Annotated in this window: 24 protein-coding genes; 12 read left to right on the top strand and 12 right to left on the bottom strand. The window is 54.6% G+C overall.

The window, feature by feature from the left end; all coding sequences use genetic code 11:
- Window positions 1–89 precede the first annotated feature (89 nt).
- Together WG219_20675 and WG219_20670 are read left to right on the top strand one after the other, a co-directional pair.
- Window positions 90–998, top strand: a complete 909-nt coding sequence (locus WG219_20675) for a response regulator (GenBank protein WXL25680.1) — start codon at window positions 90–92, stop codon at window positions 996–998.
- Window positions 999–1,092: 94 nt separating this feature from the next.
- Window positions 1,093–1,989: a peptidoglycan DD-metalloendopeptidase family protein gene (locus WG219_20670; GenBank protein ID WXL25679.1), complete on the top strand. Its 897-nt coding sequence runs from the start codon at window positions 1,093–1,095 to the stop codon at window positions 1,987–1,989.
- 29 nt (window positions 1,990–2,018) lie between these two features.
- On the opposite strand, the gene WG219_20665 is transcribed toward WG219_20670, so the two are convergent.
- The 5 genes from WG219_20665 to WG219_20645 all read right to left on the bottom strand — a co-directional run bounded on the left by WG219_20665 (window position 2,019) and on the right by WG219_20645 (window position 7,067).
- Window positions 2,019–3,359 carry a hemolysin family protein gene (locus WG219_20665; GenBank protein ID WXL25678.1) on the bottom strand — a complete coding sequence of 447 codons (1,341 nt, stop codon included), beginning with the start codon at window positions 3,357–3,359 and terminating at the stop codon, window positions 2,019–2,021.
- Between the two features lie 70 nt (window positions 3,360–3,429).
- Window positions 3,430–4,737 (bottom strand): phosphate regulon sensor histidine kinase PhoR, encoded by a 1,308-nt coding sequence (gene phoR, locus WG219_20660; protein ID WXL25677.1) that lies wholly within the window; start codon window positions 4,735–4,737, stop codon window positions 3,430–3,432.
- Window positions 4,738–4,780: 43 nt separating this feature from the next.
- The gene (gene phoB / locus WG219_20655; GenBank protein WXL25676.1) at window positions 4,781–5,470 is read right to left on the bottom strand and encodes a phosphate regulon transcriptional regulator PhoB; all 690 of its coding nucleotides are present in this window, start codon (window positions 5,468–5,470) and stop codon (window positions 4,781–4,783) included.
- 101 nt (window positions 5,471–5,571) lie between these two features.
- Window positions 5,572–6,462 carry a 4-hydroxybenzoate octaprenyltransferase gene (gene ubiA, locus WG219_20650; protein WXL25675.1) on the bottom strand — a complete coding sequence of 297 codons (891 nt, stop codon included), beginning with the start codon at window positions 6,460–6,462 and terminating at the stop codon, window positions 5,572–5,574.
- A 41-nt stretch (window positions 6,463–6,503) separates the two neighbouring features.
- Entirely contained in the window at window positions 6,504–7,067 is a 564-nt protein-coding gene (locus tag WG219_20645) for a chorismate lyase (GenBank protein ID WXL25674.1), read from the bottom strand.
- 204 nt (window positions 7,068–7,271) lie between these two features.
- On the opposite strand from WG219_20645, the gene WG219_20640 reads away from it, so the two are divergent.
- From WG219_20640 to WG219_20630, 3 genes are all read left to right on the top strand, one after another.
- Window positions 7,272–7,439 (top strand): rubredoxin, encoded by a 168-nt coding sequence (locus WG219_20640; protein WXL25673.1) that lies wholly within the window; start codon window positions 7,272–7,274, stop codon window positions 7,437–7,439.
- A 151-nt stretch (window positions 7,440–7,590) separates the two neighbouring features.
- A complete protein-coding gene (locus tag WG219_20635) occupies window positions 7,591–8,736 on the top strand; it encodes an FAD-dependent oxidoreductase (protein ID WXL25672.1) in 1,146 nt (381 codons plus the stop codon).
- A 184-nt stretch (window positions 8,737–8,920) separates the two neighbouring features.
- Window positions 8,921–9,193 carry an HU family DNA-binding protein gene (locus WG219_20630; protein ID WXL25671.1) on the top strand — a complete coding sequence of 91 codons (273 nt, stop codon included), beginning with the start codon at window positions 8,921–8,923 and terminating at the stop codon, window positions 9,191–9,193.
- 164 nt (window positions 9,194–9,357) lie between these two features.
- Here the strand turns inward: WG219_20630 and WG219_20625 are convergent, their stop codons facing one another.
- The 4 genes from WG219_20625 to WG219_20610 form a co-directional block, all read right to left on the bottom strand.
- On the bottom strand, window positions 9,358–10,383 hold the full coding sequence (locus tag WG219_20625) for a fimbrial protein (GenBank protein WXL25670.1): 1,026 nt from the start codon (window positions 10,381–10,383) through the stop codon (window positions 9,358–9,360).
- 18 nt (window positions 10,384–10,401) lie between these two features.
- Window positions 10,402–12,885 carry a fimbria/pilus outer membrane usher protein gene (locus WG219_20620; protein ID WXL25669.1) on the bottom strand — a complete coding sequence of 828 codons (2,484 nt, stop codon included), beginning with the start codon at window positions 12,883–12,885 and terminating at the stop codon, window positions 10,402–10,404.
- 74 nt (window positions 12,886–12,959) lie between these two features.
- A complete protein-coding gene (locus tag WG219_20615; protein ID WXL25668.1) occupies window positions 12,960–13,667 on the bottom strand; it encodes a molecular chaperone in 708 nt (235 codons plus the stop codon).
- A 58-nt stretch (window positions 13,668–13,725) separates the two neighbouring features.
- Window positions 13,726–14,331: a fimbrial protein gene (locus WG219_20610; protein ID WXL25667.1), complete on the bottom strand. Its 606-nt coding sequence runs from the start codon at window positions 14,329–14,331 to the stop codon at window positions 13,726–13,728.
- A gap of 276 nt (window positions 14,332–14,607) precedes the next feature.
- Between WG219_20610 and WG219_20605 the strand changes: the two genes are divergently transcribed.
- Complete coding sequence (locus tag WG219_20605) at window positions 14,608–15,003, top strand: helicase (GenBank protein WXL25666.1); 396 nt, start codon at window positions 14,608–14,610, stop codon at window positions 15,001–15,003.
- Between the two features lie 88 nt (window positions 15,004–15,091).
- Entirely contained in the window at window positions 15,092–15,820 is a 729-nt protein-coding gene (locus WG219_20600) for a hypothetical protein (GenBank protein ID WXL25665.1), read from the top strand.
- A 48-nt stretch (window positions 15,821–15,868) separates the two neighbouring features.
- Here the strand turns inward: WG219_20600 and WG219_20595 are convergent, their stop codons facing one another.
- The 3 genes from WG219_20595 to WG219_20585 all read right to left on the bottom strand — a co-directional run bounded on the left by WG219_20595 (window position 15,869) and on the right by WG219_20585 (window position 20,363).
- Window positions 15,869–17,275: an HDOD domain-containing protein gene (locus tag WG219_20595; GenBank protein WXL25664.1), complete on the bottom strand. Its 1,407-nt coding sequence runs from the start codon at window positions 17,273–17,275 to the stop codon at window positions 15,869–15,871.
- Window positions 17,276–17,350: 75 nt separating this feature from the next.
- Window positions 17,351–19,426, bottom strand: a complete 2,076-nt coding sequence (recG, locus tag WG219_20590; GenBank protein ID WXL25663.1) for an ATP-dependent DNA helicase RecG — start codon at window positions 19,424–19,426, stop codon at window positions 17,351–17,353.
- A 10-nt stretch (window positions 19,427–19,436) separates the two neighbouring features.
- Entirely contained in the window at window positions 19,437–20,363 is a 927-nt protein-coding gene (locus WG219_20585; GenBank protein WXL25662.1) for a hydrogen peroxide-inducible genes activator, read from the bottom strand.
- A gap of 270 nt (window positions 20,364–20,633) precedes the next feature.
- Here WG219_20585 and WG219_20580 point away from each other — a divergent pair, with 270 nt between their 5' ends.
- The 5 genes from WG219_20580 to nuoF are packed head-to-tail and all read left to right on the top strand — an operon-like array spanning window position 20,634 to window position 25,419.
- The gene (locus tag WG219_20580) at window positions 20,634–21,047 is read left to right on the top strand and encodes an NADH-quinone oxidoreductase subunit A (protein WXL25661.1); all 414 of its coding nucleotides are present in this window, start codon (window positions 20,634–20,636) and stop codon (window positions 21,045–21,047) included.
- 10 nt (window positions 21,048–21,057) lie between these two features.
- Window positions 21,058–21,735: an NADH-quinone oxidoreductase subunit B gene (locus WG219_20575; protein ID WXL25660.1), complete on the top strand. Its 678-nt coding sequence runs from the start codon at window positions 21,058–21,060 to the stop codon at window positions 21,733–21,735.
- A 56-nt stretch (window positions 21,736–21,791) separates the two neighbouring features.
- The gene (gene nuoC, locus WG219_20570) at window positions 21,792–23,573 is read left to right on the top strand and encodes an NADH-quinone oxidoreductase subunit C/D (GenBank protein WXL25659.1); all 1,782 of its coding nucleotides are present in this window, start codon (window positions 21,792–21,794) and stop codon (window positions 23,571–23,573) included.
- The gene (nuoE, locus tag WG219_20565) at window positions 23,570–24,070 is read left to right on the top strand and encodes an NADH-quinone oxidoreductase subunit NuoE (protein ID WXL28062.1); all 501 of its coding nucleotides are present in this window, start codon (window positions 23,570–23,572) and stop codon (window positions 24,068–24,070) included. Before nuoC ends, nuoE begins: the two co-directional genes overlap by 4 nt.
- Complete coding sequence (nuoF, locus tag WG219_20560; GenBank protein WXL25658.1) at window positions 24,067–25,419, top strand: NADH-quinone oxidoreductase subunit NuoF; 1,353 nt, start codon at window positions 24,067–24,069, stop codon at window positions 25,417–25,419. The genes nuoE and nuoF overlap by 4 nt, the downstream gene beginning before the upstream one ends.
- The last annotated feature ends 37 nt before the right edge of the window (window positions 25,420–25,456 follow it).

Below are 25,456 nucleotides of genomic sequence, written 5' to 3'. Positions count from 1 at the left end.
ATGCACGTATTTCATCTATATGTGCATTTCTGTTGGCCATTGGCCATCCGCCATGACTATGCTTATGCCCAGCTAAGCAGGAGTGGCCAATGAGCAAAGTCAGTGTGCTGGTGGTGGATGACGCCACCTTTATCCGCGATCTGGTTAAAAAAGGGTTGCGTGATCATTTCCCCGGAATCCAGATTGATGAGGCAGTGAATGGCCGTAAGGCCCAGATGCTGCTGACCCGTCAATCTGTCGATTTGATCCTGTGTGACTGGGAAATGCCGGAAATGTCCGGCCTGGAATTGCTCAGCTGGTGTCGTGGGCAGGAAATGCATAAGTCCACGCCCTTTATCATGGTCACCAGCCGTGGCGATAAAGAGAACGTCGTTCAGGCCATCCAGGCAGGTGTATCGGATTACATCGGCAAGCCCTTCTCCAACGAGCAACTGATCACCAAAGTCAAAAAAGCCCTGAATCGTACCGGCAAGCTACAGGCCATGGCTGCCAGCAACGCGCCGAAGATTCTCAGTTCCGGTGCTATGGCTAACGATTCGCTGGCGGCGTTGACGGGGGGCAAGGCGGAAGTCATCAAGAAGGCGCCTGCCACGCCCGTGCGTAACACTCAGCCAGTAGAGTCTGTCAGCAGCGCGCCCGCCACGAGCAGTGCCCCGACGGGCCGAGGTCAGGGGCGTCTGCGTTTGTCATCGGGAGCCAATCTCGCCTGTGTGATCAAAGCGCTCAGCCTTAAGGAGGCTTTGTTGGTCATCAAGCGCGGTGAAGTGCTACCGCCGGTGCTCGACAGTGCTGTGCTGGATCTGGAGCAGGGTGAAGCGGCCGAAACGGCACGCCTTAACGGTTACCTGCATGCTATTGCGGCTTTGGAGCCGAAGCCTGACAGCGAGTGGCTGCAGCTGACTTTCAAGTTTGTCGATCAGGACCCGCAGAAGCTGGACTACATCTCTCGGCTGATTGCCCGTGGCAGTGCACAAAAGCATTTCACACCGGGAGCCTGACGCCCTGATACCACCCGTTTACCCAAGGGGCGTGGCACGATCAGGCATCGGCTGCTAATCTGCGCATCCGGACACGTCAGAAGATCCGATCACGATGCTAGGGCGACTGATACTGTTATGCGGCGCCATGAGCCTGGCTGCTCAGGCCGCCGCATTGACCATCTACAAATACACCGATGCCAACGGTGTGGTGACCTATTCCGACCAGGCGGCGCCGGGGGCGCAAGTCTTCGTGTTCCGCGACCGCATGGTTGAGCGTCTCGATCAGCAGGTCAAACTCGAAACCAAGAAGCATGTGGCGGGCGAAACCCTGCTGGTGCGCAATGATCTGTTTGCACCTGTGCAGGTTGAGCTGAGTTTGGAAGAGCTGAATAACGTTGCCGGTGCTCCGGATAAGCCGATTACGTGGGTTCTACCGCCACGCAGTCACATTCGCTTGGCGACCCTGGCGCCGCGGGATGCGTCCCAGCCCATGCGCTATAAGCCAAGACTGCGTTACGTCATGGGCGATCCACGCTTACAGCCATCCCAACAGGTCTACCCGCTGCCATGGCGTGGAGGCCCATTCCGCCTGACGCAGGGTGCCAATGGCAAGTACAGCCACTTCACCCCCAAAGGCCGTTATGCGATTGATATTGCCATGCCGGAAGGCACGCCCATTGTCGCCGCACGGGGAGGCGTGGTGGTAAAGACCGAGAATAACCAGAGCGGGCGGGGGAATAACCCGGCCGGTAACTTTGTGCGCATTCTCCATGACGACGGCACCATGGGCGTTTATCTGCACTTGATGCGCGGCTCCGTGGCAGTAGCAGAGGGCTCACGGGTCAGTACCGGCACCATGCTCGGCCGTTCGGGCAATACCGGTAATAGCACCGGCCCACACCTGCACTTTGTGGTGCAGCGCAATGTGGGGTTTGCCCTGGAGTCGATTCCTTTTGATTTTGCTCAGCCGGTAAACAGCCTGCCGAACTTTGCTGTCGGTGGTGAGTAAGGCCGGATAGGTTCCGGCCTTAGCGTCAATCAGCTCAGCTTGAGCACTTTGGCCAAGACCACTTTCGGGCCTTTCATCTTTTTCACGATGATACGCAGGCCCTCGGTTTCCACTACTTCCTCCTCCTCCGGCATGCGGTTGAGGGAGTCGTAGATCAAGCCGGCAAGTGTTTCGGCCTCAACGTGGTCGAGGTCTACGCCCAACAGGCGTTCGACTTTGGCCAGCGGTGTATCACCCCGGACCAGCAATTTTCCGGGTTGATAGGCAAGGATGCCGCGTTCGGCCTTGCGGTGTTCGTCCTGAATGTCGCCCACCAGCGCTTCCAACACGTCTTCCATTGTCAGGTAGCCAATCACTTTGCCGTCGGCTTCTTCTACCAGCGCAAAGTGTGTGCTGCCTTGGCGGAATTGCTCCAGCAGATCGGATAGCGGCATATGCCGGTTAACCCGCTCAATCGGGTGCATTAAATCACTTAGGCTCAAGGCCGACGGCAGCATTTCCAGAAGGGACAGTTGCAGCAGCAGGTCCTTGATATGCAGCACGCCCACATACTCGTGTGTGTCTTCATCGTAAATGGGGTAGCGGCTGTATTTGTGGCGGCGGAAAACGCTGAACACTTCATCAAGCTTGGCATTGAGTGGCAGTGAGATCAGGTCTTCCCGGGAGTTGGCCCAGTCCACCACTTCCAGCTCGCCCAGCTCCACAGCGGAGGCGACAACGCGCATGTCCTGATCATTTGGGTCGCTTGCGCGGCTGGAGTGCAGGATCAGCTTGAGTTCATCACGGCTGTAAGGGTGCTCGTTGTTGGCCCCAGGCTCACCTTGGCCGGCAATGCGCAAAATAGCGTTGGCGCTGGCGTTAAGCAGGAAAATCGCCGGATACATCAGCCAGTAGAACAGATAAAGCGGGACGGCAGTCCACAGCGAGAGCAACTCAGGCTTGCGGATTGCCCATGACTTTGGCGCCAGCTCACCGACCACAATGTGCAGGTAGGAAATGATGAAGAAGGCCGTGATGAATGAGACGCCATGGATAACCTGCTGAGATTCGATGCCGATGGCCGCCATCAGTGGCTCCAGCAGATGAGCAAAGGCGGGCTCGCCGACCCAGCCAAGCCCAAGCGAGGCCAGCGTGATACCCAACTGGCAGGCTGACAGGTAGGCATCTAGCTGATTGTGCACTGTACGCAAGATGTGGCCGCGCCAGCCGTTTTGGGCTGCCAGGGTTTCCACTTTGGTAGAGCGCAGCTTGACCATGGCGAACTCAGCGGCAACGAAGAAGCCGTTAAGCAGAACCAGGAAAAGGGCGAATAATAGAAGGCCGAAATCGGCAAAATAGTTGCTTACGGTAACGCTAGAAGAGGGGTCCATAACGGAGTCAATTGGCCATTGGGCCTTAAAGGGTGGCGCTGCCTGAGAGATTTTTCAAGTGCGCGGCCTGTTATTGGCCGCGCCGGTTCACTTGTTGGTTGGGAAAGTGGCAGGTGAAGACACTGCCTTTGCCGAGCACGCTGGTTATCTCCATCTTGCCGCGGTGACGCAGCAACACATGCTTGACGATGGCCAGACCTAACCCTGTACCGCCGGTATTGCTGGCACGGCTGGAGTCGACTCGGTAGAAGCGTTCGGTCAGACGCGGCAGGTGTTTTTCATCAATACCAATGCCTGTGTCACGCACGCTCAGATGGGCGCCTTGATCGTCTGCCCACCATCGCACATGAACTTCGCCCGCATCGGGTGTGTACTTAACCGCATTGAAGATCAAATTGGAGAAGGCACTGCGCAGCTCAGCTTCACTGCCCTTGAGCTTGATACTGCTATCGGCTTCCAGGGTGATGCGATGATTGCGCTCACCGGACAAGGCCTGTGCGTCTCCCTTAATGCTCAGCAACAGCAGGTCGACAGCAACCGGCTGGTTGTCCGACGGGTAATCGGTGGCTTCAAGTTTGGCCAGCAGTAGCAGGTCGTTCAGCAGGTTCTGCATGCGCCCGCCCTGTTGTTGCATTTGCTGCAAGGCACGGAGCCAGCGCGGGTTAACGTTTTCAACATTATCCAGCAGCGTCTCCAGGTAGCCCGCAATCACCGTCAGCGGTGTGCGTAGCTCATGGGAAACGTTGGCGACGAAGTCTTTACGCATCTGCTCCAGCTGGTACAGGCGGGTGACGTCACGTACTAACATCAGGTGTTCGCGGTTACCGTACTGAGTAATGTGGTATTGCAGGCGCACACGGTCGCTGATGGGAGAGGGCAACTCCAGTGGCTCGTTGTAGTTGTGCCCTTCAAAATACTCGATAAAACGCGGGTCACGGACTAGGTTGGTGATTTGCTGGCCACTGTCTTGAGGCGTTTTCAGTCCCAGCAGTTTCTCGGCAGCGATATTCCACCACTCCAAGTTGCCGTCACGGTCGAGCATGATCACTGCATCGCGCAGGGCGGCAGTGGATTCCTGCACGCGGTCAATCACCGCCTGCAAGCGGTCACGCACCCGCAGATCACGGCGTTGCAGGTGGTAGATGTTGTCGAACACCTCCCCCCAAAGTCCGTGCCCCTCAGGGGGCGCTTCGTCGTGTTTGCGAGTCAGCAGCCATGTGTGCAAACGCAACAATTGCTTCAGATGCCAACCCAGATACAGGGTCAGTCCTGCAACCAGCGACCAGGCGTACTCACCAGTAATCACTCCGAGCAGGAGGCAGGCGGCAATCAGTAACAGGCAATGACGTATTAGTGCTGTGCGCCAGTCTCGGTTCAATTCATATCTCTCGCCAATTCGTCTTCATTCGTCCGTGAGTGACTCAGCTTTTGGTAGAGAAACGATAGCCTGTACCGCGCACAGTCTGGACCAGGTTCTCATAGGCTTCGCCCAGTGCTTTACGCAGGCGGCGGATATGGACATCCACCGTGCGCTCTTCAACATAGACGTTTCCGCCCCATACCTGATCAAGCAGTTGACCACGGGTATAGGCACGCTCTTGGTGGGTCATGAAGAATTGCAGCAGACGGTATTCAGTCGGGCCCATCTCCGCAGGTTTACCATCGATGGTGACGCGGTGGCTGACGGGATCTAACAACAGGCCGCCCACCTCAATCGGGCCTTCGCTGTCAGCAGGACCTGCACGGCGCAGTACGGCCTTGAGGCGAGCAACCAGTTCACGTGGCGAGAACGGTTTGGTGATGTAGTCGTCTGCGCCTACTTCCAATCCTTGGATCTTGTTGTCCTCTTCGCCTTTGGCGGTGAGCATGATGATTGGGATGTCGTTAGTCAGCTCATCACGCTTCAGGCGGCGGGCCAGTTCAATGCCGCTGGTGCCTGGCAGCATCCAGTCGAGCAGAATCAGGTCCGGTTTGCGGTCAACGATAATGGCGTGTGCCTGCTGAGTATTCTCCGCCTCTAAGCACTCATACCCGGCCATCTCCAGGGCCACGGCGATCATTTCACGGATCGGTGCTTCGTCATCGACGATCAGGATGTTCTTGCCAACCATTAATCAAGCCTCGGGTCATCTTGCTGTATACGCAGCATTAGATAACGAAATTATTGCAGCTATGTGACAAGTAGATTTTCACAGTCTGCAGGCTCTGACGGTCAGCGCAAGGCGTAATCCAGAATGAGGCCGATGAGGATGGCTAAACCTGCCCAGTGGTTATGCAGGAAGGCCTTAAAACACACCATCGGCTCGCGCTTGCGGGTGACGATGAACTCCCAAATGAAACAGCCCGCTGCGACCAGTAAGCTCAGGTGGAAGTACAGACCCAGTTCGAAGCGTGCTGCTGCCAGCAGCAGGCAGCCGAGGGCGAGGGCTTGCAGGGTGAGGATAATGATGCGGTCAGCATCGCCGAACAGGATGGCCGTGGACTTCACCCCGATCTTCAGGTCGTCGTCACGGTCGGCCATGGCGTAATAGGTATCGTAGGCTACGGTCCACAGCAGGTTGGCGATATACAGCAGCCAGGCCTCCGGCGGCAGGCTGCCGGTTTCTGCGGTAAATGCCATTGGCATACCCCATGAGAATGCAGCACCCAACACCACCTGCGGGTAATAGGTATAGCGCTTCATAAAGGGGTAGCAGGCCGCCAGCGCCAGGCCGCCAAACGAGAGCCAGATGGTGGTGCTGTTGGTGAACAGCACGAGGATAAAGCTCAGCACGATGAGGATGGCAAACAGCGTGAGTGCTTCTTTGGAGGTTACTTTACCGCTGGCCAGTGGGCGGGCTTTGGTACGGGCAACATGACCGTCTACTTTGCGATCCGCAAAGTCATTGATCACACAACCAGCGGCACGCATCAGCAGCACGCCCACAACGAAAATAAACAGATTTTTAACGCTAGGCACACCCTCTGCCGCTACCCACAGCGCCCACAAAGTTGGCCACAGCAGCAGGTAAATGCCGATGGGCTTTTCCAGGCGCATCAACTGCACAAAATCCCACGCGCGGGGATGTACACGGTTGAGCGATTGCAGCAGGCGGGTATACATCGGTCAGGTCTCCAGACTAAGCCGGCAGATTATACGGATGATCAGGTGCTCGGCGCTGGACTGCGCGCCAGCTCGTGCCAGAACTGTGGCAGAAAGACTTCCGCCACGAGCACGCCTAATGTGCCACGGGTGAAGCAGGAGCGGCGGCCCCACAGGTCTTTTATGCGGTACTCAGTTGGCAGCCATTGCTCAGGGTAGCGACAGACCTGAAGCTCGCCGCGATCAAAGGCGGGGTTGCTGAACAGCAGCTCACCGAGGGAGCGGGTGCCTAGTTGTTCCATGTCCAGATCTGAGTCCTGCAAAGCCTGTCGGGCTGCCACGCTGCGGGCAAATACCCAAGGCTGTTGGTGGCCGAGCAGGTAAACCTCGCGCACCCAGCCTTCACTGCCAGGGGCTACACCAAGGGCTGCGCACTCATCATCCCGCAGCGTCTGCCAACCTTCTGACAGAGGTGTCACGCTGAAGTGATTAACAGACTGGCGGGTTAGCCTGCGGGTCAGGGAGTCTTCGTTGAACAACCAGTCGTAGACGACGGCATCCGGCTGTGGCTGCAGCTCTGTGCAGGTCAGCCAGACAGGGGCGGCATAAGCAGAAGCGTGGGGCACGAGCGCACTTTCGATAGGGGAACAGATGGCCGAGTCTAGCACGCTGCCGGACTGGGGGGCGGCCTCCGGGCTGAACTGAATGTTCTGGCTTCTCGACTTTGGTTGGCCTTTCAACACTGTTATTCATCGCATCACAACTTGGCGCAAGGGGCGTGATGCGGTAGTTTCGCGGCGCAAAAGCGCTGTGATCGGCCTGAGGTTGATATGAAAAAGTGGCAATGTGTAGTCTGCGGACTGATTTATGACGAGAGCCAAGGCTGGCCAGATGATGGTATTGCCCCCGGCACCGCCTGGCAGGACGTTCCTGAAGATTGGCTGTGCCCGGACTGCGGTGTGGGTAAAAGCGATTTCGAGATGATCGAGATTGCCTGATCTGCTCTGCGGAAACACTGAGCGGCGACTTCGGTCGCCGCTTTGCTTATAAGGCGGGCATACTTCGGTATTTCTTGGCAGGTGCATCAGCCCTGTCTGTATCAAACAATTGCAATGCGCTGCTGCCTGGCTGCGCCAAGAGAACTGCATCATGAGCGATCCATTGGTAATCGTTGGTACCGGTTTGGCCGGCTATAACCTGGCCCGCGAGTTTCGTAAGCTGGACAGTGAAACGCCTCTGCTATTGATTACCGCCGACGACGGGCGCTCATATTCCAAGCCGATGCTTTCCACCGGTTTTGCTAAAGGCAAGGATGCAGATGGCCTGACCATGGCTGAGCCCGGCGCGATGGCCGAACAGCTCAAAGCTGAAGTCCGCACCCATACCCGTGTCACGGCCATCGAGCCTGAGCACCGGCGTATTTGGATCGGCGAAGAGTCCGTGCGCTACCGTGACCTCGTTCTGACTGTGGGGGCGGAGGTCATCCGTTTGCCGATCCCCGGAGATACGGCTGACAAGGTGTTTTCAGTCAATGACCTGGAGGATTATGACCGCTTCCGCCAGGCCATCGCTGGTAAGCGTAATGTCCTGATCCTCGGCGCGGGCCTGATTGGCTGTGAGTTTGCCAACGACCTCATGCTGGGGGGCTATGGGGCTGAGCTGGTGGCGCCGAGCGATCAAGTGATGCCGGGGCTGATCCCACCGGCTGCCGCCACGGCTGTCCAGCAAGCGCTGGAAGGGGCGGGTGCGAAGTTCCACTTGGGCTGCGTCTTGGCGTCGCTGAGAAAGGATGGCGATGGTTTGCTGGCCGAGCTGTCAGATGGTTCTGAGCTGAAATGCGATGCTGTGCTGTCCGCCGTAGGGCTGCGCCCGCGTATTGAGTTGGCATCAATGGCGAGCTTGCGGGTCAATCGTGGGATCGTGGTCGATCGGCAGTTGCGCACCACCCACGACAATATTTATGCACTGGGCGACTGCGCCGAAGTGGATGGCATCAATTTGCTTTATGTCATGCCACTGATGGCAGGCGTGCGGGCGCTGGCACAGACCCTTACAGGCACACCGACAGAGGTTAAATATGGGCCAATGCCCATCACCGTTAAAACACCAGTGTGCCCTTTGGTTGTTTCTCCACCGGTTGGTGACAGCGGTATCTGGCAGATTGAAGGCAGTGGCGCAGACACCAAAGCGCTCTGTCACGGGCCTGATGGGAGCCTGCTTGGGTATGCATTGACCGGGGCTTACGTGCAGGAGCGATTGCAGCTGAATCGGCTGTTGCCACCCGTTTTGGCATAGAAGTCACGCGAAATGTCAGATGTGTCTTATTTTTGTTTCGTTTAATTGTCAGACAAGGCTAGCGCGATTGGGTGCGGCCGTGCCATTCTCCACGCGTCTGCCGCAGGAGGTGGTCGTCGCGGCATTTGGTATCTGCTCGAACAGAGCAGCCCCGGACACAACAACAAAAACGTAAGAGGCACTTATGCGTAAACCGGAACTCGCCGCAGCTATCGCTGAAAAAGCGGATCTGACCAAAGATCAGGCAAATCGCGTACTCAATGCAGTACTCGATGAAATCACTAAAGCACTGCATCGCAAAGACAGCGTTACCCTGGTTGGGTTCGGCACATTCGTGCAGCGTCATCGCGGTGCCCGTACCGGCAAAAATCCACAAACCGGTCAGCCGGTGAAGATCAAGGCCAGTAACACTGTTGCCTTCAAGCCCGGTAAGTCGCTGAAAGACGCGGTGAACTAAGAGCGCGCTCTGGCTTCCGCGGAACCCTATCAAGAAGAGCCCCCGAAAGGGGGCTTTTCTTTTTAATGTAGGCTCAAGAAATACTCGGGCTCTGAATAAGCTAATATCTGGCCCAAGAAAGAATATGCCTTTAAATAACTTAAGTACTCTGGCGAATCTTTACACTAAAGATATTTCAACGTGATGGTTGCCGTGCTGTTGGCCTTTCCGGGTTTTATCTGTTCTTGAGTCTGTATGTATCGTGCCGACATAGGTATTCTGAAGGTTCCTGCTGTCTTAACAGTGTCTATGAAAAATAATTCCCCCAGTTTTATTGGGCTGTTCTTGTGGAGTAATTGAATGGCAGCACCGCTTGCGGTGCGAGCGCCAGAAGAAAGTTTCAAAAGCCCTAGGCTTGCATCCTCAGCATCACCATCAATTTGAAGGTTTACTCGCGTACCTGCATTACACTTTAGTGGTATGTTAAATGCTTTTTCTGAGCCACTTTCAGAGCTCGCAGAGCCTATACCATCGAAATGCTTTGCATCACCACGAGGCATGTCGATAATAATCGACTTAGTCGTAAGGTCGCATGTGCCTAAAACCAATGTGGATGCGTTAAAAAATAAGTCCTGACTAGAATATGTTCCATCACTGTTATAGAGCTTGATCTGGCCAATTTTACTTTGGGTAGTGCTGCCAGGGGAGATGACAGGAGATGTTTGATAGAACGTATAAGTTATGCTGTTCCAAACAACTACTGGCTCTCCAGGTATTGCTGCGTTGTAATCTACATCACATAATTTATGCGTGCTGTTCGTCAAAAATCCATATTGGCAGTTTTTATGTAGGTTTAAAGTTGATTGACCGTCTATGTGGTGACCGACGGTTGGGTGTACCTTAATTTTAAAACCTACGCCGGGTATAGGGCTGGCAAATATTCCCTTCGCCATAGAGGGAGCCTGAGGTGCATCTATAGATATCTCCAGCTTTCCCATTCCTGGTGTGATCTCACAGCCTAAATGGCTATAGGAGGCGTGGCTTTTGTCATCACCCAGCGGCTTTCCAACACTAGGTGCAGTGTGCTCTTGAATAAGTTTTGGTAAGGACAAGTATGTCGCAGGTGTTGGACTGCAGTTGATCGCATAAGCATTCTTTGAAAAAAATATTAAAAATAATAATTTTATTAATGGTAATAATCTGGATAGCATTTGTTTGCCTGCTTAAATTTAATTACTACACGTCACGCGTATGTCATCATAAAAAACGTCGTGTGTTTTTTCTGGCAATTGGTAGGTTGCTTCACAAATCTCATCTTGCCATTTTATTGTTAACTTCCCAGTGTCTTTTATCCCGAAAGCTAGTAAGCGAGAGTTGTTGTCAATAACGCCTAGATTTTTTCCATCTTGATCTACAGCCACTGCGCCCATAGGGATTCCTTCACCTGTTGTAAGGGCGAGTGTAAATTGGACTCGACGCCCAGTCTCAGCATTAAAGCGTGCATGGGCAATAGAACCGCGCCGTGGAATAACCTGTATTGAGGTCTCTTCAAGTTCAACGTCTGAGCCTATAGTTGAAGTGTCTAGGTCTATCCAGTTACGACGATAAGGTTGAACGTAATTTGCGATAACGAAACCAGCGCTGTCTGTATGGGCTTGTGACGATAAATTAATGCCTACACCTTTAACTTTTGGTACTTCAACCAGTGCGAATGTATCAGATACAGGCTGGCCAAGCGTGATCCCGTGCTTATGTACTACAACGGAGCCTGCGGCACCTAAGTTATAATGTTTGCTATCTGGGGATTGTGAATAACTGCCGTTTAATGAAGCATACGGAGAGTTCCAGTTCAACCCAAGACTGATGGATGTATTGTCATCTTCGTTGTAAGTTGCTTGGGCGTTGTAATTTAGGTTTCCTTTATCGTCAACGGATCCAGATATGCCTGTCTGAAAATTATCACCGCTATTTTTTGAGCTGATTGCTGAGGTATAAATTCGTGGTGATCGGTTAGAACTACCCAGCGGCATACTAAATGTAGCTGATATTTGGTTGTCCTCTGCCTGGCTTGAGTCAGCTGACTCTGTCCGAGACAGCGATATACTAAAGTTTCCGTCAAATAATCTTCCGCTGTAACCAGCTTGGAATTTTCGTGTGCGCCCAAGCGTGTTCCAATAACTGGTTTCTCCTGCGCTGACGAAGAAGGTGCCACTGTCACCCAAGCTTTGGTTTATGTTGAGGTCTAGACGGTTCTTTTGTTTAGCGTAAGATGCGCTAGCAAAATCACCCATATCTTCAACATGTTGGCTTAAAGTCCGATATTCCTCTGTAGAATATCGATATCCCACCATCGTGAATGTGGTGTCAGTACTATTGAATGTCTTAGAGTACAGAAACCGAACGCTTTGACCATTTTTTTTGTCAGAAGGTGTTTTGGAGTTGCTGTTCGTTACATCTAGCGACATGCCACCAATTGGTGTGTTGAGCCCTAAACCTACGTTTATGGCGTTGTAGTCTTCAGCCGTAATCGTGCCGCCATAGGCCGTAATTTCATTACTCAGTCCGTAAACAAAAGTGCCTTGAGCAAAGTTCGGTGCCGAATAATCACCGTTGCCATATTCTCCCATGGCAAGGCTATAGCGTTTTTGACCCTTGCTAACCATTACGGGCAAAAATGCGTAAGGCTGTATAAAGCTTCGTTTCTCGCCGTCAGACTCAATAATGGTGACTTCCAAGTCGCCGTTAGATCCACTTGGATAAATATCTGTAATTTCAAATGCGCCTGGCGGTACAGAGGTTGAGTAGATTAGGTTGTTATTCTGGCGTATTTCAACTGTTGCATTGGAGTTAGCAATACCGTGGACGGTAGGGGCAAAACCGATTTCGTTAGCCGCCAGCATGGACGTGTCGGTGCCGAGTTGTAAGCCTCTGTATTGAACGCTATCAAAAATGTTTCCAGGGCTATAAAGTTCGCCAAGAGATAGGGTGCTCTTTAGGCGGCTTATATCACGCTCGATGTAATTCCTAGTGCTATTGAATTTAGCTGAGGTATCTGAGGTTGCTGTAATTGTAGATTCATTACGCAAACGCCAAGCACCGATATTCAGGCCGTTACGGAGGCCGATAAACAAATAATCATTGGAGTTGTTTGCGTTTGTGTTTCTAGTAAAGTTACTTTGGTAGTTGCTATAAAATGCGGTTATACCATCCTCCCACAGTGAAGGGTCAACTGTGGTTGATGTGCGCAAAATGTAAATTTGTGGAACGCTTATGCTAAGCTCGAGTTTATTAACATCGAAACTAATAACTGCGCTTGGGATTGTTTCAAGATCGAATATGCTGTCATCGGTCAATTCTGAGGATATGTATCCGTCACTTTTGAGTCGGTAGATGTCTACTCCCATTTCGCGTAGTGTGGCTATGTTGAACTCTGGAAGTACTTTTCCGCTAGTCTGCTCCTTGAATACTAAATCATCACGCTTCCATACTGTGTTATTGATTAGTATGTCTACGTTGTAGCTGCCAGGTGCCACACCACTTTCAGTTTCGAAGTATTTTAATTCAATAGCCGTTGCGCTTCCGTTTTTAATAAAGCTTTGGTTGAACTCGATTGAGTGTGCGTTTGTTGGCGATAAAAATGCAGGCGTAGTCGAAATCGCAAGTATGTACGAAATCTTTGCTCTGCTATTTATGATTGCTTTTGCTTTATTCATTTTGAGTCGCGCAGGTGTATGCACAGCTAGATACTGAGTTGTATTTGGCTATATGCTATTGCTTGAGCTGGAGCTTAATTTAGGGTCGTGGAGAATCTGTCTATACCGCCATAGTCGTTGACTACTTCAAAGTCTATGGTTGAAAGTGTTCCAGAGTCGCCGCTCCAACCTTTTATCGCGAATGAGGCAGTTTCCCCAGGTCGGATCATGTCTGTGTCAACTCTGTAATCTTTTTTTGCGGTCTTTAACTTTGCATTTGCGATAGACACATGGAACTTTGAAGGGTTGCTCACCTCCAATCCTTTTGAGGTTATTGTCCACTTCAATTCTTTTGCTGCGCTTAGTGGATCACCTGTCAAGCCAGTTGGCCGATAAAAAACTTTTATCTTATGTCTGGCCGCAATCTGTAATACGTTATCTTTTTCTGGTTTTGGGGGTATTTCTTGTACGCTTAGCCAGTAGACGGATTCACGTTCTTGATCTGCCCCTTTCCCTTGATAGAAGATTCGCAGAAGCTGTTGTTTATCAGCTCCAAGTCGACTAAGTGAAGGCGTAATAGCAAATGGGATATTTGTGTTTATAGACGGATTGTCTGCATCAATCCATGACTGGATCATTATGTCCGTGTTTGAATTGTTTCTTGCCAGTATCGATGCTTCTTTGTTTGGGGCTGTGAAAATTAAACGTGTTCCACCTAGAGTAACTGCAGCTTGTGAATAAAAGGAAATGGCTAATAGTGCGCAAAAAATAACTGTGCGCATGCCTAGAAATTGCATGTCCATTTCGAAGCCCGTATGTAATTACGTAATTAGAGGTGGGGGCCGTAGCCCCCAAACTTACTTACTGGTAAGTAATGGTGAATGGCAGAGTGGCGTTAGCCAGGCCCGGCTCGATAGTTGCGTCGCCGTTGGCTACATAGGACGCGCGAATATTCAGATCTGCTGTATAAGCCAGACCGCCTTGACCGTCATCTGCTTCAACCAGTGGGGCGGTGAAATACTCGCCTGCACGGAGATCAATGAGCTTGCTGCTGGTGTCGTAAAGGCCGATGCCGACACCTGTGGCGCCGCCTGCTTCAAGAGCCAGCAGTGCGCTGTTGGTAGCGTCGTAACCGCTGCCACTCGCAGGGTCAAACGCGACGTTGACGGAGGTCAGGCCAGTGCCGGTGCCGCCGCAGTCCAGATTCAGGTTAATGTTCTTGCTTGCAGCAATGCTGCCGTTGCCTGCGGCGTTGGCAATAGAATCAACAGACACTTTACCCATATCAATGTCGATGATCTGGTTGCTAGCGTCACCCCCGACAACTGTTCCCGAACCACCTGTCAGTTCACAGGATGCAGCAACAATTTCGCCCCTGAAATTCAAGGTGCCGTCGTTAGCCATTACAGAACTTGCCAGCATGCTAGCGGCCAGAACAGAAAGTACTTTGATAGATTTAACTGACATTGGATTTCCCTATTTTCATTAGTTCACCTCCCCATTAGTGCGAAGGGACGCTAAATCTACATCTGGTGCTCAGCTTGACGAATAAGCATCCCCTGAGTTGTTTGTAGGGAAATCCTTGTTATTGGCTTGAGGTAAAACGCTCGATTTTTACTCGCCGAGGATGCCTTCTTATCCTGTTTATCAGATGCGCCTAGCTATTTCATACTTTGTGTAAGTGCAACTGTTTCGAGTCGTTAATACGATAGAATGGGATATATTTCTTTGTAGGAGCTTTACATGAAATTCCGTTTTCTTTTGTGGATGCTCGGCCGGCTGATGGCTAAGTCGAGTCGTAACAACCCTGCGCTTCAACAGCAGTTGGTGGATAAAGATATGGTCTTCCAGCTGCATACGCTGGATGGCAAGGTCGCTCGCCACTTCATCGTTAAGGATCAGCGTATTACCAGCAAACGTGGTTCTGCTGAGGCGCCTGCATTCTCTCTGGGTTTTAAAGACTCAGCCTATGGCTACGCCACCATGACCGCTAAGAACAAGCAGCTAGCGTTCATGCAGGGTATCCAGAACAAAGACATTCAAATTCAGGGCAACCCGGCATTGGTGATGTGGTTCCAGGGTTTGACCAAGTACCTGATGCCGAAAAAGAAAAAGCCAGAAGAGAAAAAGGCTGCGTGAATGCCTTTCGGCAAAGATGAGACGCAAAGGGTGGTCGTGGCGTTCGGCTTTGGCTAGGCTGCAAGCTCAGTCAATATGAGATTTCTCCATGCGCCCTTTGTTGATTGCTTTGTCTTTGCTGGTATCGCCTGTTTGGGCTGCGGAGCCCAAACCAGAAGCGTTTCTTCCTGTGTTCGAACTGGCAGGCGTCAGTCTGCTGTGTGAGCAAAGCCTGCCATTGATTCAGCATGAGTTAAGTGACACGCAGCAGGCTGAGCTAGGGCGTGTTTTTTCAGCTGAAGCAATGTGCTTGGATCTTGCCAGCCGCTTAACGAAAACGGTGGATCAAGCTCAATTGACTGAAGCTGAGCAGCTTCTATCGAGTGAGTTTGCTAAGGGGTTTTCTGCGGCTGAGCGCGAAGTCGGGGAGAGTCTGGATGGCCTCGCCGACTACAGGGATCAGCTGGCTGAAAAGCCGCCCCGCGCCAGCCGTGTCGAGCTGGTTCAGCGCCTTGATAACGCTGCACGGACAACCGATCTGGCTACGCTGCTGCGCTATGAGACGGGCAAGACCCGGGCTTATGTGTTGACTAAGGCGCGCGGTAAAGCCGTTGATGAGAAGACCTTGAGCGAGCGAACCAAGACGCAGGAGGAAGAGTTGCGTAAGTCCAGCTCGGAGTCGGTTAAGTCATTCATGCTCTATGCCTACCGGTACAAGCCAAGCGATGAGCTTGAGCAATACGCTGAGATTTACGAAAACCCAGCCGTTGCAGCCATCCTCAAGGGTACGGTGGAATTGCTGCCGCAGCTGTTTGCCGAGCGTCGTAGCAAGTTATAGCCGTTACAAATAAACAAAGGGCCTTACGGCCCTTTGTTGTTTTTACACTTAATGCCCAAGCTGGAACTGCGATGCCAGCTCACGCAGGGCGGTCTCCGCGTGCAGCACGCGGCTGACCGCCTCAAGGGCTTTTTCGCGGCTGATACCGAGGTTGTCATACAGACTCTGCGGGATTTCACCCTGTGGGCCGCTGCCGATGCCATGGTTGTTGAGCAGGCGTATGGCCAGGCAGGTCATATTTGGGAACAGGGCGTATTCACCGTCGTAGTCTGGGTCTTGCTGGAAGCGCAGGGCAGCCACGATCTCCTCTGGCATGTCCCAGTGGCGCATAAGCCATGCGCCGATCTGCTCGCGGGTGATGCCAAGCAGGTGCTGCTCGATATAGTTGTGATGCAAGTGCGGATTGGCTTCCAGGTGGCGGCATATCAAGGAGAAATGCGGCGGGAAAACATGGGCCAGCACCAGGTAGCCGAAGTTGTGCAGCAGGCCGGCAAGGTAGGTCAGGCCGGCTTCTGGGCGATGGGCGCGGGGCAGGGCTTGGGTCAGTCCATCAATGACGGCCGCAGTGTAAATCGCTTGTTGCCAGTACGGCGTTGAGCGCTGTGGGCTGTCTTTGGGCAGGCTGAGGGATTTGTCCATTGCCAGACCCAGGGCCAGGTTGATGACCAAATCAAACCCCAGTACACGGACGATAGCATCTTCTACCGAGCGAATTTTGCTGGGGGCTGCATAGTAAGGGGACGCTGCCCAACTGATGACCTGAGCGGCCAGGGCGGGGTCGGTTTCGACTACGCTGGTGATGTCATTGACGCTTGCATCCGGGTTTACCCGCAGCTTCATAAGCTGTTTTGCGGTCTTGGCCAGCGGTGGAATCTCAATGGTCTCTTCGAGACGCTGCTGTATCCGGCGCGCAGTAAACGCCTGCACGGCCTGAGTAATTTCGGCGCGGTCATCATCTGGACGATTCAGATTCAGACGAATGTTTTCCACAGGCTCGCCAAAACGTGCGGCGCTGGCCTTGCTTAGCAGGGCTTTGAACGATTCAGTGCTGACTTTCAGCAGCACGCCGGGCTGGCCTGACTCAATGTACAGAACCTGCTGTTGCAAGATGCGCTCATCGTACAGGCAGGGGGAGCTGGTCAGCGCTGGGATGCCAGGGAGTACTTTAAGGGCATGCTTATCGAGCATGCGTTCCAGTCGTTCAGCTTTGATGACGGTGAGGTGCCGTCCGGTCAGTTCAGTGAGGCGGGCCAGATCCAGTAGTTGGTCTTGGCTGTATAGAACCAGCAGTGCGCCTACAGCATCATCCAGCAGGATAGCTTGTAAGCGCTGTGCCGCAGGGAGTTCAGTGCTGTCGAGCTGAGCTTCATGGTGGATGCCCAGCTTTTGCAGCAGTTGTGTGATCACGTGCGGCGCTTGCGTGGACGTATCTGGCGAGGAGGCGGGCTCAGTCATGGTGTACAGCAAACCTGTTAAGTTGATTGTCGGGCAGTCTGGCTGTAATGATGCCGGAGTGCTCTAAAGACGATATTACACTTGTCCATACTGCTGGCCATGCCGCAGCCAGCGTTCGAGTAACGGGCTGACATGCTCAGGCCAGTGTTCCAGCAGCGTCTGCGCCGCGTCCCTTACGGCGGGTAGAAGATCAGCGTCGCGCATCAGGTCGGCCACCTTAAATTGCAGCAAACCGGTCTGGCGGGTACCGAGCATTTCACCAGGGCCACGCAATTCCAAGTCTTTCTCTGCAATCACGAAGCCATCGCTGGTCTCGCGCATGATTGCCAAGCGCTGTCGTCCCAATTGAGATAATGGCGCGTGATACAACAACAAACAATGACTTGCGGCACTACCGCGGCCAACTCGGCCTCGTAACTGGTGAAGTTGGGCCAGACCAAGTCGCTCCGGGTTCTCAATGATCATCAGGCTGGCATTGGGTACGTCAACACCGACCTCAATGACCGTCGTTGCCACCAGTAGCTGCAGTTCGCCTAGCTTGAAGCGCTCCATCACGGCGGCTTTTTCAGCGGGCTTCATGCGTCCGTGTATCAGGCCGACATGCAGCCCGACCAGTGCTTCACTCAAATCTGTAAATGTTGTCTCGGCGGCCTGGCAAGTAAGCTCTTCCGATTCTTCAATCAGCGTGCACACCCAGTAAGCTTGGCGCCCTTCGTTGCAAGCTTGGCGAACCCGCGCGATGACTTCGAGACGGCGGCTGTCGGCGATCACCAATGTATTGACTGGAGTGCGGCCCGGCGGAAGTTCGTCGAGGATAGAGGTGTCCAGATCGGCGTAGGCGCTCATAGCCAGTGTTCGCGGGATCGGCGTTGCGGTCATGATCAGTTGATGTGGGCAGAGGCGTCCATCAACCCCTTTTTGGCGTAAAGCCAGGCGCTGTTGCACGCCGAAGCGATGCTGCTCGTCGATGATGACCAGCGCCAAGCGCTTGAACTGCACCTCGTCCTGAAACAGTGCGTGCGTGCCGACAACCATCGGTGTACCGCCTGCAATTTGCTCTAGGGCAGCTGCTCGTGCCTTGCCCTTGAGTTTGCCAGCCAGCCAGGCGACTTCAAGGCCCAGTGGGGCGAGCCATTTGCTGAAATTAAGGAAGTGCTGCTCGGCCAAAATCTCGGTGGGCGCCATCAGTGCGACCTGATACCCCGCTTCTATCGCTTGCAGCGCGGCAAAAGCGGCGACGACTGTTTTGCCTGCGCCCACGTCGCCCTGAACCAGCCGCAGCATGGGCTCATGTTGGCTCAGATCGTAGGCGATTTCTGCGCCTACTCGTTGCTGGGCGCCGGTCGGCTTGAAGCCTAAGTTCTGCAAAAACAGCTCAGGCAGTTTGCGCGCAGGGGGCAGGGCCGGAGCGCGCAGGGTGCGAACACTGTCACGCAGGCGCTGCATGGACAGTTGATGGGTCAGTAGCTCTTCAAAGGCCAGGCGGTGCTGCGCCCAATGATGCCCTTCGGCCAGCTCCTCAATGTCCGCATCCGGTGGTGGGCGGTGCAGGTAGCGGATGGCTTCATCCAGCGGGCTGAGGTGATATTCCTGAGCGAGCTCTGGCGGTAGCCAATCGGGCAGGCTGTGAGGGCCAAGGCGTGCCAACGTCTGCTCGCTGAGCTGACGCAGGCGCTGCTGAGTCAGGCCTTCTGTACTGGGGTAAATCGGTGTCAGGGTTTGTTCGACGGGTGACGCATCCTGAGCCGATAGCGCCCGATACTCTGGGTGATAGATTTCAAGGCCGGATGAACCGGGACGGACCTCGCCGTAGCAGCGGATCTGTGTCCCGCGCTTGAGGCCTTCTTTCTGTGCCTGGCTGAAATGATAAAAGCGCAAGCTGAGTGTCCCTGTGCCGTCTTGCAAGCGGACCAGCAGGCTGCGGCGACGGCCCATAACAATATCGGCACCAGCCACGATGCCTTCCACCACAGCATCCTGACCGGGCCGCAGCTCACCAATGGGCACGATACGGGTGCGGTCTTGATAGCGCAGCGGCAGGTGAAACAGGACGTCTTGCAGGTTCTCCAGGCCAACCTTGGCCAGCTTTTCGGCCAGCGCGGCGCCCACACCTTTCAGTGCGGTTACGGGCACCGCTGCCAGTTCGGTCATGAAACTCGCCTTAATTTGCCGTCAGATTCGGTTTAGTGACAGAGCACAGGCGAATCGAATCGGTCAGTACTTCGATGGCATTCGGGCGCGGGAAGCTGGCACGCCAGGCAATCGCTACAGTGCGGTAGGGCACCGGTGCGCTGAGCGGGCGCACATCAATTACGCCAGGAGCGTAGTGATGGCTGTGCACGGCGGACAGCGGCAGGATAGAAACGCCCAAACCGGAAGCAACCATGTGGCGAATGGTTTCCAGCGAGCTGGATTCGATGGTGGTGTGCTTGGCGCTGTCTTCACCGCCTTTGCGAATAGTCGGGCAAGCCTCCAGCACCTGATCGCGGAAGCAATGGCCTTCGCCCAGCAGCAGTAGACTCTTATCGTTCAGCAGTTTGGGGTCGATGGTTTCCATCTTGCTCCAAGGATGACCGGCTGGCATCAGAGCAAAGAAGGGTTCGTCATACAGCGGTTTGGTCAGTACATCGGCCTCGTGGAACGGCAGGGCGATGATGATCGCGTCCAACTCACCATTGCGCAGTTTGTCGCGCAGCACGTGAGTGAAGTTCTCTTCTATATAAAGAGGCATTTGCGGCGCGACGCGATGCAGCTGCGGGATCAAGTGCGGGAACAGGTAGGGGCCAACGGTATAGATAGCACCGATTTTCAGCGGAGCCGCCATTTGGTTTTTACCGGCTTGGGCCATCTCGCGGATGCCTTGGGCCTGCTCGAGTACTTTTTGTGCCTGAGTAACGATGCCTTCGCCCACCGGCGTCAGGCGTACAGCACTCTTGCTGCGTTCAAAAATCAGAACACCGAGTTCGTCTTCAAGCTTCTTCACCCCGACTGACAGCGTTGGCTGGCTGACGTGGCAGCGCTCGGCTGCGCGGCCGAAGTGCTGTTCCTGAGCAAGGGTGACTATGTAGCGCAGTTCAGTAAGGGTCATAGTCTTTATCCATTGAAATGCTCTTTAGCATAGCCGCTGTATTCAACGGAACCAACCATTGATCCCCATTCTTAGTTCCATAGGCGTAGTTAGACGCTTTTCCTCTAAAGGTGAGGTATAGTGTCACAGGCTTACGGCATTGAAAAAAATTACCAAATATGACCGTAGGCGAATAGAATTGCGCACACCCTGATGGGGCGCTGTCTGAACCGGGACATCGCCTCAATAGTAAAACCAATAAAGCCGCCCCTTTATCCAAGGAGAACCGGCATGCCTGATGTGGTAACCGCCATGTCCCAGAACTGGGCCTTTGCAGTTTTTTTGTTGGGAGTCTGTGGACTCATCGCGTTTATGCTGGGCCTGTCCAGCCTGCTAGGAAGCAAGGCTTGGGGTCGCAGTAAGAACGATCCTTTCGAATCCGGCATGCTGCCGGTCGGCAGTGCGCGTCTGCGTCTGTCCGCTAAATTCTATCTGGTCGCGATGCTCTTCGTGATCTTCGACGTCGAAGCCCTCTATCTCTTCGCTTGGGCAGTCTCAGTGCGCGAAAGCGGCTGGGCGGGCCTGATCGAAGCTACAGTCTTTATAGCAATTCTGTTGGCAGGTCTTGTCTACCTATGGCGTATCGGTGCGCTCGATTGGGCACCCGAAGGCCGTCGTAATCGGCAGGCGAAGCTAAAACAATGAGGCTTTGGCGATGCAATACAAACTTACTCGGATTGATCCGGATGCGCCTAACGAGCAGTATCCGATCGGTGAGCGGGAGACTGTTTCTGACCAGCTTTTAGAAGATCAGGTCCATAAGAACGTCTTCATGGGCAAACTTGAAGACGTGCTTAGTGGTGCAGTGAACTGGGGGCGCAAAAACTCCCTGTGGCCGTACAACTTTGGTCTCTCGTGCTGCTATGTGGAGATGACCACGGCTTTCACGGCGCCACATGACGTTGCACGCTTTGGTGCTGAAGTTATCCGGGCGTCGCCTCGTCAGGCCGACTTCATGGTCGTTGCAGGGACCTGCTTCGTCAAAATGGCCCCTGTGATTCAGCGTCTGTACGACCAGATGCTCGAACCCAAGTGGGTGATCTCGATGGGCTCATGTGCCAACTCTGGCGGCATGTACGACATCTATTCTGTGGTTCAGGGTGTCGACAAGTTCCTGCCGGTTGACGTCTATATTCCCGGCTGCCCGCCCCGTCCTGAAGCATTCCTGCAAGGTCTCATGTTGTTGCAGGAGTCTATTGGCAAGGAGCGTCGTCCGCTTTCCTGGGTCGTTGGCGATCAGGGCATTTACCGTGCCGAGATGCCTTCGCAGAAAGAGCAGCGACGCGAACAGCGTATCGCCGTAACCAATCTGCGTAGCCCCGACGAAGTGTAAGTCCGGGCTCGATTGGGCCCGCCTACAGACGCCGTTGACCGATAGCGACCGAGATCATGACTGCAGACAGCATTCTGTCCATACCGCCGTACAAGGCTGACGACCAAGATGTGGTTGTCGAACTGAATTCCCGTTTTGGCGCTGACGCGTTCACCGCACAAAACACCCGCACCGGCATGCCTGTTTTGTGGGTAGCCCGTGAACGACTGGTCGAAGTACTGACCTTTCTGCGCAACCTTCCGCGCCCTTACGTCATGCTGTATGACCTGCATGGTGTGGACGAGCGCCTGCGTACCCAGCGCCGCGGCTTGCCGGGTGCTGATTTCACTGTGTTCTATCACCTCATGTCGCTGGAGCGTAACAGTGACGTGATGATCAAGGTCGCCCTGAGTGAGGGTGATCTGAACCTGCCGAGCGTTACCGGGATCTGGCCGAACGCCAACTGGTATGAGCGTGAGGTCTGGGATCTGTACGGCATCACCTTCACCGGTCACCCGCATCTGAGCCGCATCATGATGCCGCCGACCTGGGAAGGTCACCCCCTGCGCAAGGATTACCCGGCCCGTGCCACTGAGTTTGATCCGTTCAGCCTGAGCCGCGCTAAGCAGGAGCTGGAAGAAGAGGCTGCACGCTTCAAGCCGGAAGACTGGGGCATGAAGCGCGGCAACGAGCATGAGGACTATATGTTCCTCAACCTCGGCCCGAACCACCCTTCGGCGCACGGTGCTTTCCGCATCATCCTGCAACTCGACGGTGAAGAGATCGTCGATTGCGTGCCTGACATCGGTTACCACCACCGTGGTGCCGAGAAGATGGCCGAGCGTCAGAGCTGGCACAGCTTTATCCCTTACACCGACCGTATCGACTACCTCGGCGGTGTGATGAACAACCTGCCGTACGTATTGGCAGTGGAAAAACTCGCGGGCATCAAAGTGCCGCAGAAGGTCGATGTGATCCGCATCATGATGGCCGAGTTCTTCCGTATCACCAGCCACCTACTATTCCTCGGTACTTATATTCAGGACGTTGGTGCGATGACGCCGGTGTTCTTCACCTTCACCGACCGTCAGCGTGCTTACAAAGTAATCGAGGCTATTACTGGCTTCCGTCTGCACCCGGCCTGGTACCGCATCGGTGGTGTGGCCCATGACCTGCCGCGTGGCTGGCAAGGTCTGGTGAAAGAGTTTGTGGATTGGCTGCCGAAGCGTCTCGACGAGTACGAGAAAGCCGCACTGCGTAACAGCATCCTTAAGGCTCGTACCATTGGTGTGGCGCAGTACAACACCAAGGAAGCGCTGGAGTGGGGCACCACAGGTGCCGGTCTGCGTGCCACCGGTTGCGACTTTGACCTGCGTAAAGCGCGTCCGTACTCGGGTTATGAGAACTTCGAGTTCGAAGTGCCGCTGGCTGTGAATGGTGATGCTTACGACCGCTGCATGGTGCGTGTGGAAGAGATGCGCCAGAGCATTAAGATCATCGACCAGTGCCTGCGCAACATGCCGGAAGGCCCGTACAAAGCGGATCATCCGCTGACCACGCCGCCGCCGAAAGAGCGCACGCTGCAGCACATCGAAACCCTGATTACTCACTTCCTGCAAGTCTCGTGGGGTCCGGTGATGCCGGCCAACGAGTCCTTCCAGATGATTGAGGCGACCAAGGGCATCAACAGTTACTACCTGACCAGCGACGGCAGCACCATGAGCTACCGCACGCGCATCCGTACGCCGAGCTTCGCTCACCTGCAACAGATTCCGTCGGTTATACGCGGCAGCATGGTGGCTGACTTGATTGCGTACCTGGGCAGTATCGACTTTGTTATGGCTGACGTGGACCGCTGATTATGAGCACGTTGATTCAGACTGACCGTTTCGTCCTCAGCGCTACCGAACGCTCGGCCATTGAGCACGAAATGCACCATTACGAGGACCCGCGCGCGGCGTCCATCGAAGCGTTGAAAATCGTCCAGAAAGAGCGTGGATGGGTGCCGGATGGCGCTGCCGACGCGATTGGCGAGATTCTCGGCATCCCGGCCAGCGATGTGGAAGGCGTAGCGACGTTCTACAGCCAGATTTTCCGCTCGCCGGTTGGCCGTCACATTATCCGCGTATGCGACAGCATGACCTGCTACATCGGCGGTCATGAAGGCGTGCTGGAAACCATCAAACAGCAGCTGGGTATCGTGCCTGGCCAGACCACCGCTGACGGCCGCTTCACCTTGCTGCCGGTGTGCTGCCTAGGTAACTGCGATAAGGCACCGGCGGTGATGATTGACGACGACACCTTCGGCAACCTGCAGCCCGAAGGCGTGGCCAAACTGCTGGAGTCCTACGTATGAGTAAGACGCTGACTTCCATTGGCCCAGCCAACCGGATTACCCGCACTGAAGAAACCCATCCGCTGACCTGGCGTCTGCGTGACGATGCGCAGCCGGTGTGGCTTGAAGAGTACCGTTCCAAGAACGGCTACGCCGCCGCTCGCAAAGCCCTGACCGAAATGGCTCAGGCCGATATCGTCCAGACCGTGAAAGATTCAGGCCTGAAAGGTCGCGGTGGTGCAGGCTTCCCCACTGGCGTTAAGTGGGGCCTGATGCCTGCTGATGAGTCCATGAACATCCGCTACCTGCTGTGCAACGCGGATGAAATGGAGCCGAATACCTGGAAAGACCGCATGCTTATGGAGCAGCAGCCGCACCTGCTGATCGAAGGCATGCTGATTTCCGCCCGGGCGCTGAAGGCGTATCGCGGTTACATCTTCCTGCGTGGCGAGTACGTTGATGCCGCCGCCAACCTCAACCGTGCCATTGAAGAAGCCAAGGCCGCTGGCCTGCTGGGCAAGAACATCTTTGGCAGCGGTTTTGATTTTGAGTTGTTCGTTCACACCGGCGCTGGCCGTTATATCTGCGGTGAAGAAACGGCGCTGATCAACTCGCTGGAAGGCCGCCGCGCTAACCCGCGCGCCAAGCCGCCGTTCCCGGCTGCTGTGGGTGTATGGGGCAAGCCGACTTGTGTGAACAACGTTGAAACCCTGTGCAACGTCCCGGCCATCGTCGGTAACGGTGTGGACTGGTATAAGAGCCTGGCTCGCCCGGAAAGTGAAGACCACGGCACCAAGCTGATGGGCTTCTCCGGCAAGGTGAAGAACCCTGGCCTGTGGGAGCTGCCGTTCGGTATCTCTGCCCGCGAGCTGTTTGAAGACTATGCCGGTGGCATGCGCGACGGGTACAAACTCAAGTGCTGGCAGCCTGGTGGTGCCGGTACGGGTTTCCTGCTGCCTGAACACCTCGATGCGCTGATGTACGCCGGTGGTATCGGCAAGGTCGGCACCCGTATGGGCACTGGCCTGGCGCTGGCGGTCGACGACAGCATCAACATGGTCTCGCTGCTGCGCAACATGGAAGAGTTCTTCGCCCGTGAATCCTGCGGCTGGTGTACGCCGTGCCGTGACGGCTTGCCGTGGAGCGTGAAGATGCTCCGGGCGCTGGAGCGTAAGCAGGGTACTCGTGAGGACATCGACACCCTGTTGGGGCTGGTCAACTTCCTTGGCCCAGGCAAGACCTTCTGTGCTCACGCACCAGGTGCCGTCGAGCCGTTGGGCAGTGCGATCAAGTATTTCCGTTCGGAGTTCGAGGCTGGCGTATCCAGCTCGGCCACTCCGGCAGCGCCTGGGCAGTTTGTCCACGCGTAAAGATTAGCGCCAGGGCGGCCGCCTGAGCGGCCACCGG

Origin of the sequence: Pseudomonas mendocina, assembly GCA_037482215.1 — a bacterium.
GTDB classification, from domain to species: Bacteria; Pseudomonadota; Gammaproteobacteria; order Pseudomonadales; family Pseudomonadaceae; genus Aquipseudomonas; species Aquipseudomonas mendocina_E.
The sequence above is the reverse complement of the archived record's forward strand: the minus strand, read 5'-3'. Positions and strand labels throughout refer to the sequence as shown.